Source organism: Paraburkholderia caballeronis, assembly GCF_900104845.1.
Taxonomy (GTDB): domain Bacteria; phylum Pseudomonadota; class Gammaproteobacteria; order Burkholderiales; family Burkholderiaceae; genus Paraburkholderia; species Paraburkholderia caballeronis.
Genome location: NZ_FNSR01000001.1, coordinates 95,011 through 108,452 on the forward strand (window position 1 = coordinate 95,011; position 13,442 = coordinate 108,452).

The following is a 13,442-nucleotide window of genomic DNA, read 5'->3' on the forward strand; positions in this document are numbered from 1 at the left end:
GCAAGGCTGTCGGTCGCCCTTGGCGCTTTAGCGCTTAGGGCGACCCCATGCAAAGCTGTCGGTCGCCCTTGGCGCTTTAGCGCATAGGTGGGACCCCATGCAAAACCGTCAAGAATGCGCGGCACATGCGCCAGTCACAGCTGGGCTTCGCGGCCGGCATGTCTCGCTCCGTTACATTGTTAAAGCCGTTATCGGAGCGATCATACCGCGACAATATAAGGCGGCCACTGGCGCGGCCCCCTTCGGACCCGGGCAACGCGGGCGCAGCGGCCCGCCCCATCCGCTAGTCGCGGATAACGTCGGCCCAGCAATTCGGCGTCTCGTACAACCGCACGCGATGCAGCCGCAGATTCACGCCGTAATGCGCGTCGTACACGCTCGCGAGGATGTCGAACGCGACCGCCGCGAGGTTCTCGACGGTCGGGATGCGATCGAGCACGACCGTCTTGTGGCCCGGCAGCGTTTCGAGGAAACCGCGCACCTGGGTGTCGCCTTCGTACACGAGGAACGCGTGATCCCAGCGATCGATCAGGTGCTGGTTCGCGAGCGCCTTCACGTCCGCGAAGTCCATCACCATGCCGCGGTCCGGCGCGCCTTCGGTGTCGACGAGATCGCCTTGCAGCGTGATTTCGAGCACGTAGCGATGCCCGTGCAGGTTGCGGCACTGGCTGCGGTGATCGGGAATGCGGTGGCCCGCGTCGAATTCGAGTTTTCGGGTAATCGTCAGCACGGCGGCTCAGGGAATGTTCAGATACTTGTGGGTCTGCATCGACAGACGCCACTGCGGATGGCGCTTGCACCAGTCGATCGCGAGCTTCGTGTTCAGATCGCGCGACGGGCCGTCCATCGGCTGCACGAGGAAATACTGGAAGTCGAGTTTCGCGTAGTCCGCGAGGCGCTGGTTGTCCTGCGGCACGACGACCTTCAGTTCGTTGCCCTTCGTGACGACGAGCGGCGCGTCGGCTTTCGGGCTCACGCAGATCCAGTCGATGGTGTCCAGCACCGGCAGCGAGCCGTTCGTCTCGATCGCGATCTCGAAGCCGGCCGCGTGCAGCGCATCGACGAACGGCGGATCGATCTGCAGCATCGGCTCGCCGCCGGTGCAGACGACGAAGCGGTTGCCTTCGCCTTCCGGCCACAGCGATGCGATCTTCGCGACCAGTTCCTCGGCGCTGCGGTACTTGCCGCCGTTCTCGCCGTCGGTGCCGACGAAGTCGGTGTCGCAGAAGCGGCAGACCGCGTCAGAGCGATCTTCCTCGCGGCCCGACCACAGATTGCAGCCGGCGAACCGGCAGAACACGGCCGGGCGGCCGGCGTTCGCGCCTTCGCCCTGCAACGTGTAGAAGATTTCCTTTACCGCGTAGGTCATGCTGCTGTCTGTGATGGTTCTACCGGGCGCCGGAGCGCGGGGTTGTCGTATTCGGGGTGCGCCGGATTCGGCGGCGCGCGGGGTCCGCAACGCCGGAACGTGAGCGGATCGTAGTAGTGCTTGCGACGCGCGGCGCGTGCCTGCACGCGCTTTTCCGCGCGCGCGTCGCGGGCGGGCTCAGACCGGTTCGCTGACCTGCTCGCCGGCGAGAAACGCGTCGTAGCCGCGCCTGCGCAACCGGCAGGCCGGGCATTCGCCGCAGCCGAAGCCCCACGGATGCAGTTCCGAACGCTCGCCGACGTAACACGTGTGCGTCTCGACGCGAACCAGTTCGACCAGTTCATCGCCGCCCAACTGCTGCGCGAGCCGCCACGTGTCGGCCTTGTCGAGCCACATCAGCGGCGTCTCCAGCACGAAGCGGCTGTCCATTCCGAGGTTCAGCGCGACCTGCAAGGCCTTGATCGTGTCGTCGCGGCAGTCCGGATAACCGGAGAAGTCGGTTTCGCACATCCCTCCGACCAGCACCTTCAGCCCGCGCCGATACGCGATCGCCGCGGCGATCGTCATGAACATCAGATTGCGGCCCGGCACGAACGTGTTCGGCAGTCCGCTCGCGGCGGTTTCGATCTGAATCTCGCGCGTCATCGCAGTGTCGCTGATCGCGCCGAGCACCGACAGATCGACCATGTGGTCGTCGCCGAGGCGCTTGCCCCAGTCGGGGAACGCGTGCGCGACCGCGCTGCGGAATCCTTCACGGCATTCGAGTTCGACGCGATGGCGCTGGCCGTAGTCGAAGCCGAGCGTCTCGACGGTGTCGTACCGGTCGAGCGCCCATGCGAGACACGTGGCCGAATCCTGGCCGCCGGAAAACAGCACGAGCGCGCCGTTTTTACCGCCTGTTCGAGTCACCGTGACACTCCGTGAAAATGAGATTCCCGCGCTGCGGGCCGCGCCGGACGGCGTTGCCGCCATACGAGCCGGGCGCGAAACCGGCTCATGCAGTATAGGTCGCGACCTTCCGCGCCATGGCCATCGGGCGCTTATACCGTCGATCCGTGCAGTCCGCGCGATGGACACCGCGGGACACTGCGGACCCGGCCGGATCGCCGCGCGGAAGACCACGCGCGCTCCACGCACAAGCGCCCCGAAAAAGGAGCGTTATGTTATCACGCACCGCAACGACGGCCTGGACACCCGGCCCGACGCCCGACAGCGCCGCCAACGAAAAAGCCCCAGGAATCGAATGATCTCCTGGGGCTGCATTCTGGTGGCCTGGGACGGAATCGAACCATCGACACGCGGATTTTCAATCCGCTGCTCTACCAACTGAGCTACCGGGCCAACGAAGAAAAAAGATTATAGACAGTTCGAACCGATACCTCAAGTCCCTTCGCGAAAAAAATCGGACCGGACGGCGGTGCGCGCTTCGCGCGTCATTCGCCCTTGCTCTTGCCGAGGTCCACGCCGAGCTGCTTGAGCTTGCGATACAGGTGCGTCCGTTCGAGGCCGGTCTTTTCCGCGACGCGCGTCATGCTGCCGTTCTCGCGCGCAAGGTGATACTCGAAATATGCGCGCTCGAACGCATCGCGCGCGTCGCGCAGCGGAATGTCGAACGAGATCGACGCGGTCTGCGCGGCCAGCACGCCGCCCGGCACGCCATCCGCGTTCAGCATCGGCAGCGCGGCCGCCGATGCGATCACCGACGGCCCGCCCGCGCTCGCCGGCTTGCCCGCCGCCGCATTGACCGGCGCCGCGGCGGTACCGCGCGCAAGCCCCTGCTCGACCGCCTTCAGCAGCTTCTGCAACGCGATCGGCTTTTCGAGAAAATTCAGCGCGCCGATCTTCGTCGCCTCGACGGCCGTGTCGATCGTCGCATGCCCCGACATCATGATCACCGGCATCGTCAACTGGCCTTGCGCCGCCCATTCCTTCAACAGCGTGACGCCGTCGGTGTCCGGCATCCAGATGTCGAGCAGCACCAGGTCGGGCACCTGACGCACCCGGTAGTCCCGTGCCTCCTGCGCATTCTCTGCGACTTCGACAACGTGCCCTTCGTCGCTCAGGATCTCCGAGAGCAGTTCCCGGATGCCCATTTCATCGTCTACCACCAGGATGGTTGCCATTTACGCTGCCCTTGTCTGCACTGTTGCTTTTGTCGTTCCCTGCGACGCGGCGGCACCCGCCGACGTCGCGCCGGAACCCGGCGTGGCGGCGTCGTCCGCCAGTTGGAGGAAGAGTATCGAGATCTGCGCGCCTTCGGTCACGTCGCCCGCCTTCGTCCGGTTGCGAATGTCGATGCGCGCGCCATGCTCGTCGACGATCTTCTTGACCATCGCAAGCCCCAGACCTGTCCCTTTGGTCTTGGTCGTCACGTAAGGTTCGAATGCGCGCGTGAGGATGCGCGCCGGAAAGCCCGGACCATTGTCCGATACCGTCAGCCTCACGGCAACGCGGGTGCGGCCTTGCGCGTCGGGATCGCCATATTCTACGGTGCGCGTTTCGAGCAGCACGCGCGGCTGGTCAACCTCGGCGACCGCATCCTGCGCGTTCTGCAGCAGGTTGTGAATCACCTGCCGCAGTTGCGTCGCGTCGCCGCGAATCACCGGCAGCGCGGACAGTTCGACCTTGATCGCGCTCTTGCCTTCCTCGATGCCGTACAGCGTCAGCACTTCGGTCACGAGGTCGTTCAGCTGCAGGCTCGCGAGCACCGCCGGCGGCGTGCGCGCGTAGTCGCGGAAGTTGTCGACCATCTGCTTCATCGCGGCGACCTGGTTCACGATCGTCGTCGCGCCGCGCTTCAGCACTTCCGCGTCGGCCGGCGCGAGCTTGTCCGACAGCTTCATCTGCAGACGCTCGGCCGACAACTGGATCGGCGTCAGCGGATTCTTGATCTCGTGCGCGAGACGCCGCGCGACCTCGCCCCACGCAACCGAACGCTGCGCTGAGATCACGTCCGAAATGTCGTCGAACACGACGACGTAGCCGGACGTCTGACGCTCGCCCGCGTCGCTGCCGGTGTCCGACACGAGGCGCGCGCCGCGCACGAGCAGCGTCAGCGGATCGGTCTCGCCGGGCACCGGCACCGAAAACTGCTGCTGCCAGTGGCCCCGGTCCCCTTCGCCGGCCCCGCTCGCCGCCTCGCGGTCGGCGAACGCCTTGCGCACCATCGCGCCGAAGTCCGACAGCACCGCGATCTGGTCGAGCGACACGCCGAGCTGGGTCTGGAACGGCTGGCGGAAGATCCGCTCGGCGCCGCGGTTCGCGGTCGTCAGCCGGAACTGGCGGTCGAACACGAACACGCCCGCGGTCAGGTTCGCGAGAATGCTTTCGAGGTACGCCTTCGAATGTTCGAGCGCGATGCGGTTCTTCTCGACCGCGAGCCGCGCCTCCGAAAGCTGGCGCGTCATCGCGTTGAAAGACTGTGTGAGGAAGCCGAGTTCGTCGCGCGACTTCACTTCGCGCTTCGGCGTGTAGTCGCCCTCGGTCACTTCCTTCGTGCCCTGCGCGAGCAGGAACAGCGGCCGCGCAAGCTGGTTGCCGAGCGCGAGCGCGAGCATCATCGCGATGAACGTCGCAAGGAACAGCGCGAGCGTCAGCGTGCCGATGTACATCTTGCGCAGCCCGGTGCGGCCGAGCGCCTTTTCCTGATACTCGCGATACGCCCGCTGCACCGCATCCGCATTGCGCGCGAGCGTCGGCGGCACCGGCAGCGTCAATTGCAGGAACCGCTCGGCCGGCTGCAGCAGAGACGCGTTCGAATCCGGAATCCGCTGCACGACGCGCAGCCGCAGCGCCCCTTTCGAGCCGTGCTCGCGCGGGTCGCCGTCCACCTCGCCTTCGATCGCCGCGTAACCCCGGCCGCGCGCCTGCTCGATCATCATCGGCGTCGGCATGTCGGGCGGCACGAGCGACGAGAAGTTGCTCGACGCCTGCGCGACGACGTGCATGTCCGGCGACGCGCCGGACATGCTGCGGCCCGGCTCGACGATCATCGCATCCTGCACGCCGAACTGGTCGCGCAGCCGCAGCAGCGTCAGCGTCGTGCCGGCCGCGTCGCCGCTCGCGATCTGCTCGGACATCAGCCGGCCCTTCGTCTGCAGGTCCGACAGCGACGCGTCCAGCATCCCGCGCCCGAGGTTCAGGCCGGCGGTCAGCGCGGTTTCGACGTTCACGTCGAACCATGACTCGATGCTGCGCGACACGAACTGGTACGACACGATGTAGATGATCCCGCCCGGCACCACGCCGACGAGCGCGAAGAAGAACGCGAGTTTCGCGAGCAGCCGCGTGCCGAACTTGCCGCGCCGCAATCGCACGGCGATCACGACGACGAGCGCCGCGACGACGAGCAGGAAGATCAGCGCGACCGCGATGTTCGCGACGTACAGCCAGCCGTAATAGCGGTCGAAGAATTCGGTGTTCGCGCTCGCGGCCGCGAGCAGCACGAGCAGCAGCGTCGCGGTGAGCGCGACGGTCGATACGAGCAGCTTCACGACGAAGCCGCTGAAGCTGGCGGCGCGGCGCACTTTACCTCGCACGTTCGGTCACCGTGAAGTTGAAACGCTTCCAGTCGGAAGAGAGATTCCAGTCGCGGTTGTTCACCGCGTCGATCTGGAACAGCTTGGGCATCAGCGCGACGTCGAGCTGCATGCGCACCGACGCGGCGTACGTCTCGCCGGGGCTCACCTGGTTGTGGTCGATCACGTGCCACGACGTCACATGGCGGATCACCGACAGCGCCTCGTCGAGTGTCGGAAAGCCGAGCTGCAGGCCGCCGCTCGACACGCGATATTCGCGCGTGAGCGGCTGGAACGACAGGCGAATGCTTTGCGATACGTTCACGGGCTGTTCATCGAACCAGTACCAGCGCGGGCGCGTCAGTTCGAAGTCGGTGGTGAAGTAGAGCGGAATGCCCTTGTTGACCGCATCCTCCAGACTGCTGTTCAGTTCGAAGTCGAAGCGGGCGTCGAGGCTCCAGCCGCTCGCGTCCGCCTGTAGCGACGCGCGCTGGACCGAAATCGAATCGGCGCGCGCCGGGCCGGCCGCAACGAAGCCGAAAACCAGCGCGATCCAGATCAGCGCCGCGAGCCGCAGCGGGAAGAAGCGTTTGATGATCACCGTTTCTGAAAGCGCGCGTAGAAGAATCCGTCGTGATCTGCGGCGCAATCCGAATCCGGGCTGGCGTCCGCGTCGGCGTCGTGCCGGGCGTCAGCGGCCGCGCCGCTGTCTGTGTCCCCGGCCGGCGCACCGCCTGACGTGGGCAGCAATTGTCCGGGCGCGTCCAATCGTACCGCATCCGGATGACTGCTTTCAAACCAGCGCGCCTGTGCGTCACCCTCTTCGGGGAAGATCGAGCACGTGACGTACAGCAGTTCGCCGCCCGGTTTCAGCAGCGGCCACAGCGCGTCGACAATGCGCCGCTGCTCGTTGACGAGCGCGCCGATGTCCGCGGGCCTACGCAGCCAGCGGATGTCCGGATGGCGGCGCACGATGCCCGACGCCGAGCACGGCACGTCCGCGAGGATCCGGTCGAACGGCTGGCCGTCGTGCCACGCGGACGGCGTCGCGGCATCGCCGACGACCACCTGCGCGGACAGGCCGAGCCGCGCGAGGTTGTCGCCGATCCGCGCGGCGCGCGCCGGATCGCTTTCGAGCGCGACGAGGTCGACGTCCGCGCGTTCGAGCAGATGGCCGGTCTTGCCGCCGGGCGCCGCGCACGCGTCGAGCACGCGCATGCCGTCGCGCGCGCCGAGCAGTTGCGCGGCGAGTTGCGCGCCGGCGTCCTGCACCGACACGTCGCCGGCCGCGAAACCCGGAATACGATCGACCGGCAGCGCGGTCGCGAGCCGCACCGCGCGTTCGCCGACGCGTGTCGCGCCGATCCCGGCCGCGCGCAGCCGTTCGAGATACGCATCGACGGTCGAACGGCGCGCGTTCACGCGCAACGTCAGCGGTCCCTGGCGATTGCCGGCGTCGAGGATCGACTGCCACGCGTCGGGCCATGCGGCGCGCGTCGCGTCGATCCACCATTGCGGGTAGCTCCAGCGCGCGACGTCGTCTTTCGCAGCGGCCGCCAGCAATGCGTCGCGCTCGCGCAGAAAACCGCGCAGCACCGCGTTGACGAGCCCCTTCGCGAACGCGACCTCGCGGCGCGCGCCAATCGCGCGGACCGCCTGATCGACCACGGTGAACGGCGCATACGCGGCGTTCGCCTCGTCGTCGAGCAGCAGCGCGAGCGCGCACGCGAGCAGATTGCCGACGTGCTCGGGCGGCGCCTTGCTGACGCGCGTGCGCAGCAGCCAGTCGACGGTCCCGAGCCGGCGCATCGTTCGGTAGGCGATGTCCTGCACCGCGCCGCGCGACTGCGCGACGCTCGCGGCGGGCAACGCGGCGAACGCCGCCGCGAGCGCCGCGGGCAGCGCCGCGCCGCCGCGCACGTCGCCGACTACCTGCGCCGCCTGGTCGAGCGAGAAGCCGAGCGAGTCCGGAATCAGAGACACGACGGAGCCCGCCGGCGCGTGCGCAGCCGGCTGCGCACCGCGCGCGGCCTGCGAGCGGCGGGACGACGCGTGCTGGGCGGCTGGCCGCCTGGAAGAACTGGATGTCATGGAAATGCGGAAAACGGGGCGCGCACGGCGCGTGGCCCAAACGCTGCATTGTAGCGTGGCGTGTCCGCAACGCCGTCTGCGCAAACGCGGCGTCCGCGCAAATGAAAAGGGCAGGCGCACGGCCTGCCCTCGTTCAGCGGTCGGTCACGCGTTCAGTCGAAACGGCCGGTCCGCGCCATCTCCATCAGCCGCGCGATGCGCTCCTCGGTGGACGGGTGCGTCGAGAACAGGTTCCGCAGGCCGCCGCCGGACAGCGGATTCATGATCATCATCTGCGCGGTCGCCGGATTCGCCTCGGCGGTCGGGAACGGAATGCCCTGCGCGTAGCGATGGATCTTGTCGAGCGCCGATGCGAGCGCCTGCGGATCGCCGGAAATCTGCGCGCCGCGACGGTCCGCCTCGAACTCGCGGGCGCGCGAGATCGCCATCTGGATCAGCGCGCCGGCGATCGGCGCGAGCAGCGCGACTGCAATGCTCGCGATCGGATTCGCCGGGCGGCCGTTCTCGTCGCGGCCGCCGAAGATCATCGCGAAGTTCGCGAGCGCGGAGATCGCGCCGGCCATCGTCGCGGAGATCGTCGAGATCAGGATGTCGCGGTGCTTTACGTGCGCGAGTTCGTGAGCCATCACGCCGCGCATCTCGCGCTCGGACAGCACGCGCAGGATGCCGGTCGTCGCCGCGACCGCCGCGTGCTCCGGATTGCGGCCCGTCGCGAACGCGTTCGGCGCGTCCTCGTTGATCAGATACACGCGCGGCATCGGCAGGCCGGCGCGCGTGGACAACTCGCGGATCATCCGGTAGAACTGCGGCGCGGAACTTTCGTCGACTTCCTGCGCGTTGTACATGCGCAGAACCATCTTGTCCGAGAACCAGTACGAGAAGAAATTCATGCCGACCGCGATCACCAGCGCCAGCACCATCCCGCGCTGACCGCCGATCATCCCGCCGATCACGATAAAGAGGGCCGTAATCGCGGCCATCAGAATCGCGGTTTTGACCCAGTTGAACATGTGTGTGCTCCTTGCCCCAGGGGTTCGAATCGTTGAATCGCCCGCCATCGAGGCGGCCGGTCATTGTAAGCGATCTGTTAGATTAAGGCAGGCAGAGGAAATTCAACTCAGCGCGTGGCCGTGGCGAGCCGGATGCCGAGGCCGACGAACGCGCTGCCGACGGTGCGGTCGAGCCACTTCCTGACGCCCGGCTTGCCGGAGAAGCGGCGCGTGACGCTGCCCGCGATCCACGCGACGAAGCTGTTCCACACCGTGCTCATCCCGACGAACACGGCGCCGAGCGTGAGGAACGCGAGCGTCTTGTGCGGGCTGCCGGCCGCGACGAACTGCGGGAAGAACGACACGAAGAACAGCACGACCTTCGGGTTCAGCACGTTCGTCCAGAAGCCCTGCAGGAACAACTGGCGCAGCGGGCGGGCCGCGCCGGCCGGTTGCTGGTCGGCTTCGGGCTGCGAGGCGGCGGCCGTCGTCTTCGTGAAGATGAGCCGCACGCCCAGATAAACGAGATAGACCGCGCCGACGACCTTGATCACCGCGAACGCGGTCGCGGATGCGGCGAGCAGCGCGGTCAGCCCGAACGCGCACGCGAGCGAATGCACGCAGCAGCCCGCGGAGATGCCGAGCGCCGACGTCAGCCCGGCGCCACGCCCCTGCGCGACGCTGCGGCCGACGATGTACGCGGTGTCAGGACCGGGCGTCACGTTCAGCAGGAAAACGGCGACGAGGAAAAAACCGAAATGGGTGATGCCGAACATGATGCTCTCAGGAAATCCGAAGCGGGTTGCAGCGATTCTAACTTGCCCGGATGACGGCGCGTCGCTGGCGTGACGACCGTCAGCGGACGGTTCCGCCGCCCGTTTTACCGCGATGCGGCCGGCTCGAAACGCTGCCCCGCCGCGAGCGGCAATCCGGCCAGAAACTCCCGCGCGGGCAGACGTTTGCCGCCCGGCTTTTGCAGTTGCGTGACACGCAGCGCGCTGCGCTCGCCGCCTTCGCCGCACGCGACGACGACGCCCGCCGGCGACACGTCGAGGATTTCGCCCGGCACCGCCGTGTCGCGCACGGCGACGTCCGCAGCCGGTTCGGCGGCCCACAGCTTCAACTGCGCGCCGTCCAGCGTCGCGAAGCCGCCCGGAAACGGATCGAACGCGCGGATCTGGCGGGCGAGCACGTCCGCCGAACGCCGCCAGTCGAGCGCCGCCTCCTGCTTGCCGATCTTCTCCGCGTAAGTGGCGCCGTCCGCCGACTGCGGCGTCGCCGGCAGCGTGCCGCTGCGCTCCAGTTCGACCAGCGCGTCGACGATCAGCTTCGCGCCGATCTGCGCGAGACGGTCGTGCAGCGTCGCGGTCGTGTCGGCCGGCGCGATCGGCGTGCGCGCCTCGACGATCATCGGGCCGGTGTCGAGGCCCGCATCCATCTGCATCAGCGTGATGCCGGTTTCGGCGTCGCCGGCCTCGATCGCGCGGTGAATCGGCGCCGCGCCGCGCCAGCGCGGCAGCAGCGACGCATGGATGTTGATGCAGCCGTGCGACGGGATGTCGAGCACTTCCTGCGGCAGCAGCAGCCCGTAAGCGGCGACCACCATCACGTCGTGCGGCGTCGCGCGCAGCAGGTCGAGCGCCGCGGCGGCCTCGGCCGGGTACTTGCCGGTGCGGCGCAGCGACGGCGGCTGCGCGACCGCGAGGCCGTGCTCCAGCGCGTAACGCTTGACGGGACTCGCCTGCAGCTTCATCCCGCGGCCGGCGGGCCGATCGGGCTGGGTCAGCACGAGCGGCACCGGGAAACCCGCTTCGTGGATCGCGGCCAGCGCCGCGGCGGCGAATTCCGGCGTGCCGGCGAAGATGACGCGAAGGGTATGGCTCATGAACGCGGCGCTCAGAACGAGGAAAGAACCGGGAGGCTGACGACGCGCATCACATCGCGCGTTCGAGCTTCTTCATCTTCGACTTGATGCGCGTCTGCTTGAGCGACGACAGGTATTCGACGAACACGCGCCCCATCAGGTGATCCATCTCGTGCTGGATGCAGACCGCGAGCAACCCCTCGCAATCCACTTCGTACGTTTCACCCTTCTCGTTCAGCGCGCGCACCCGGACCTTCTCTGCGCGCTCGACGTCGTCGTAGATGCCCGGCACCGACAGGCAGCCTTCCTCCGACAGTTTCCGTTCGTCGCTCGACCAGACGATTTCCGGATTGATGAACACGCGCAGTTCGTCGTGCGCATCGGACACGTCGATCACGATCACGCGTTCGTGCACGTCCACCTGGGTCGCCGCGAGGCCGACGCCAGGCGCCGCGTACATCGTCTCGGCCATGTCGGCGACGAGCTTGCGAATGCGATCGTTGACGACTTCGACCGGCTTCGCGACCTTGTGCAGGCGCTTGTCCGGGTAATGGAGAATGTTCAGTAGAGCCATGATCTAAAAGCGTTTTATCGGGCGCCGCGGGCCTGGAGCATCGCCTGGCCTGGCCATCCGGCCAGCTTGTCGGCCCGTTGCAGGACGGAGAGGATATACGGACTGAACGACCGGATTCAACGCGCGGTCATCCGCTCCCCGAGTGTCTGCGCGACGCTCCGGGCGGGACCGCGCACTGTAATTTCGGATGGTGAAAATTTTATCACGGCATGCGGACGGCCGCCCGCCGTCAACCGGAGCCGACCGATGCTCACGCCGTTGCCGCTGACCGACGACGAACTGGCCGCATGGCTGCGGCTGTCGATCGCGCGCGGCCTAAAGCCGGCCGCGCTGCGCGCGATGCTCGCGGCATTCGGGCTGCCGCAGCACGTGCTGGCGCAGTCGTTCGACGCGCTGGCGTCGGTCGCCGGAACCGACGCGGCGCATGCGGCGCTCGCGCCGGCGGCTCCGGACTTCGCCGCGCAACTGGCCGCGTTGCGCGAATGGTGCGCACAGCCAGGCAACACGCTGCTGACGCTCGGCGATCCTGCCTATCCACCCCGGCTGCTCACGATGCCCGATCCGCCCCCTCTGCTATATATAAGAGGCCGCCTGGAGCCGCTGCACGCGCGGAGCGTCGCGATCGTCGGCAGCCGCAACGCGACGCCGCAGGGACTAGAAGACGCCGGGCATTTCGCGCACGCGTTATCGGACGCCGGCGTGACGGTGGTGTCCGGGCTCGCGCTCGGCATCGATGGCGCGGCCCATCGCGGCGCGCTGGACTGGGCGGGCGGCACGGTCGCGGTAATCGGCACCGGAGCCGACCGCGTCTATCCGGCGAGCCATTACGCGCTCGCCACGCGGATTGCGCACGAAGGCGCGATCCTGTCCGAATGGCCGCTCGGCACGCCCGCCCGATCGTCCAACTTCCCGCAACGCAACCGGTTGATCGCCGGACTGGTCGAAGGCGTGCTCGTCGTGGAAGCGGCGATGCGCTCCGGCTCACTGATCACCGCGCGGCTCGCGAACGAAATGGGACGGGATGTTTTCGCACTGCCCGGCTCGATCCACGCGCCGCTGTCGCGCGGCTGCCATCGGCTCATCAAGCAGGGCGCGCAACTGGTCGAAACGCCGGAAGAGATTCTCGAAACGCTCAGGATGGCGATACAACAGCCGCCCGGAACGACGACGCGGGATGCCGCCGCCGCACGGCGCGGCACGCCGCCGAGAGAACCACCGGCGGCCGCTTCGACAGGCGGCGATGACGCTCCCCCGCCGAACCATGGCGTGGAACCGGACACCGACGCGTCCCAGCTCCTCGCCGCGCTCGGCTACTCGCCGGCCACGCTTGAAATCCTCGCGGAGCGCACCGACATGCCGGAATCCCGCTTGCAGGGAACGCTGCTCCGGCTCGAACTGGCCGGCCACGTAACCGCACTGCCGGGCGGCCGCTTCGTCCGGGCCGCCCACCGGTAGTTCGCGCTCATGTTACATTCGCGCCAAATGTCTCGCTCAATATAAGAGATCGCAAGGAACCGCCATGCCCGCGCTTGACCTCGACACCGACGCCGACCTGATCGCCGGGCGCATCGGCGACCACGACACGCTGTTCGTCGCGTGTCTGTGCGCGGAGTGGTGCGGCACCTGTCGCGACTACCGGGCGACGTTCGACCGGATCGCCGATGCGCACCCGGGCATCTGTTTCGCGTGGATCGACATCGAGACGCACGCGGATCGCTTCGACGACCTCGACGTCGAGAATTTCCCGACCATCCTGATCGAAGACGGCGCCACGACCCGGTTTTTCGGCACGGTGCTGCCGCACGGCGCGGTGGTCGAACGGATGCTCGCGGACCTGAGCGCGCTGCCCGGCGTGTCCGGCGCGCCGAAGCTCCGGCCGTCGCTGGTGGCCGCATGACGCGTCGCATGCGCTCCGCGAATGGCGCGGCGCCCGTCGGCGGCGACGCGGCCGAACGCTGATCGCGCTCCGGCCAGGCGCGAACCCTGCTTGCCCGCCGGCTGGGGCCGCGCTTATGATTGGGCGCCTTTCGGGCCGCGC

13 protein-coding genes and 1 tRNA gene are annotated in these 13,442 nt (G+C 67.7%); 2 read left to right on the top strand and 12 right to left on the bottom strand.

All coding sequences use genetic code 11. The annotated features are described in order from the left end of the window. Nucleotides 1-283: 283 nt before the first annotated feature. From queD to def, 12 genes are all read right to left on the bottom strand, one after another. Complete coding sequence (gene queD, locus BLV92_RS00450) at nt 284-730, bottom strand: 6-carboxytetrahydropterin synthase QueD (RefSeq protein ID WP_090541191.1); 447 nt, start codon at nt 728-730, stop codon at nt 284-286. 6 nt (nt 731-736) lie between these two features. Then, nucleotides 737-1,369 (bottom strand): 7-carboxy-7-deazaguanine synthase, encoded by a 633-nt coding sequence (gene queE, locus BLV92_RS00455; RefSeq protein ID WP_090541194.1) that lies wholly within the window; start codon nt 1,367-1,369, stop codon nt 737-739. A gap of 177 nt (nt 1,370-1,546) precedes the next feature. Beyond that, complete coding sequence (gene queC / locus BLV92_RS00460; RefSeq protein ID WP_090541195.1) at nt 1,547-2,278, bottom strand: 7-cyano-7-deazaguanine synthase QueC; 732 nt, start codon at nt 2,276-2,278, stop codon at nt 1,547-1,549. Nucleotides 2,279-2,634: 356 nt separating this feature from the next. Next, a tRNA-Phe gene (locus tag BLV92_RS00465) sits at nt 2,635-2,710 on the bottom strand. Nucleotides 2,711-2,802: 92 nt separating this feature from the next. After that, on the bottom strand, nt 2,803-3,492 hold the full coding sequence (gene esaR / locus BLV92_RS00470; RefSeq protein ID WP_090541197.1) for a response regulator transcription factor EsaR: 690 nt from the start codon (nt 3,490-3,492) through the stop codon (nt 2,803-2,805). Further along, nucleotides 3,493-5,907, bottom strand: coding sequence for a sensor histidine kinase (locus BLV92_RS00475; protein ID WP_090541199.1), 2,415 nt, complete (start codon nt 5,905-5,907; stop codon nt 3,493-3,495). Next, entirely contained in the window at nt 5,897-6,487 is a 591-nt protein-coding gene (locus BLV92_RS00480; RefSeq protein WP_090541201.1) for a DUF4390 domain-containing protein, read from the bottom strand. Before BLV92_RS00480 ends, BLV92_RS00475 begins: the two co-directional genes overlap by 11 nt. Next, nucleotides 6,484-7,977 carry a 16S rRNA (cytosine(967)-C(5))-methyltransferase RsmB gene (gene rsmB, locus BLV92_RS00485; RefSeq protein WP_090541203.1) on the bottom strand — a complete coding sequence of 498 codons (1,494 nt, stop codon included), beginning with the start codon at nt 7,975-7,977 and terminating at the stop codon, nt 6,484-6,486. Before rsmB ends, BLV92_RS00480 begins: the two co-directional genes overlap by 4 nt. A gap of 152 nt (nt 7,978-8,129) precedes the next feature. Further along, nucleotides 8,130-8,987 carry a zinc metalloprotease HtpX gene (gene htpX, locus BLV92_RS00490; RefSeq protein WP_090541205.1) on the bottom strand — a complete coding sequence of 286 codons (858 nt, stop codon included), beginning with the start codon at nt 8,985-8,987 and terminating at the stop codon, nt 8,130-8,132. Nucleotides 8,988-9,094: 107 nt separating this feature from the next. Continuing rightward, nucleotides 9,095-9,742, bottom strand: a complete 648-nt coding sequence (locus BLV92_RS00495; protein WP_090541207.1) for a LysE family translocator — start codon at nt 9,740-9,742, stop codon at nt 9,095-9,097. 104 nt (nt 9,743-9,846) lie between these two features. Next, complete coding sequence (gene fmt / locus BLV92_RS00500; protein ID WP_090541210.1) at nt 9,847-10,851, bottom strand: methionyl-tRNA formyltransferase; 1,005 nt, start codon at nt 10,849-10,851, stop codon at nt 9,847-9,849. 49 nt (nt 10,852-10,900) lie between these two features. Then, nucleotides 10,901-11,404 (bottom strand): peptide deformylase, encoded by a 504-nt coding sequence (gene def, locus BLV92_RS00505; protein ID WP_090541213.1) that lies wholly within the window; start codon nt 11,402-11,404, stop codon nt 10,901-10,903. A 246-nt stretch (nt 11,405-11,650) separates the two neighbouring features. Between def and dprA the strand changes: the two genes are divergently transcribed. Both dprA and BLV92_RS00515 read left to right on the top strand, forming a co-directional pair. Continuing rightward, nucleotides 11,651-12,859, top strand: coding sequence for a DNA-processing protein DprA (dprA, locus tag BLV92_RS00510; RefSeq protein ID WP_090541217.1), 1,209 nt, complete (start codon nt 11,651-11,653; stop codon nt 12,857-12,859). A gap of 64 nt (nt 12,860-12,923) precedes the next feature. Then, nucleotides 12,924-13,301: a thioredoxin family protein gene (locus BLV92_RS00515; protein WP_090541220.1), complete on the top strand. Its 378-nt coding sequence runs from the start codon at nt 12,924-12,926 to the stop codon at nt 13,299-13,301. The last annotated feature ends 141 nt before the right edge of the window (nt 13,302-13,442 follow it).

Bases quoted from the DNA above. Each gene is read 5' to 3' on its own strand.
- queE (WP_090541194.1), bottom strand. From the start codon at position 1,369: ATGACCTACGCGGTAAAGGAAATCTTCTACACGTTGCAGGGCGAAGGC.
- esaR (WP_090541197.1), bottom strand. From the start codon at position 3,492: ATGGCAACCATCCTGGTGGTAGACGATGAAATGGGCATCCGGGAACTG.
- rsmB (WP_090541203.1), bottom strand. From the start codon at position 7,977: ATGACATCCAGTTCTTCCAGGCGGCCAGCCGCCCAGCACGCGTCGTCC.
- htpX (WP_090541205.1), bottom strand. From the start codon at position 8,987: ATGTTCAACTGGGTCAAAACCGCGATTCTGATGGCCGCGATTACGGCC.
- BLV92_RS00495 (WP_090541207.1), bottom strand. From the start codon at position 9,742: ATGTTCGGCATCACCCATTTCGGTTTTTTCCTCGTCGCCGTTTTCCTG.
- fmt (WP_090541210.1), bottom strand. From the start codon at position 10,851: ATGAGCCATACCCTTCGCGTCATCTTCGCCGGCACGCCGGAATTCGCC.
- def (WP_090541213.1), bottom strand. From the start codon at position 11,404: ATGGCTCTACTGAACATTCTCCATTACCCGGACAAGCGCCTGCACAAG.
- dprA (WP_090541217.1), top strand. From the start codon at position 11,651: ATGCTCACGCCGTTGCCGCTGACCGACGACGAACTGGCCGCATGGCTG.
- BLV92_RS00515 (WP_090541220.1), top strand. From the start codon at position 12,924: ATGCCCGCGCTTGACCTCGACACCGACGCCGACCTGATCGCCGGGCGC.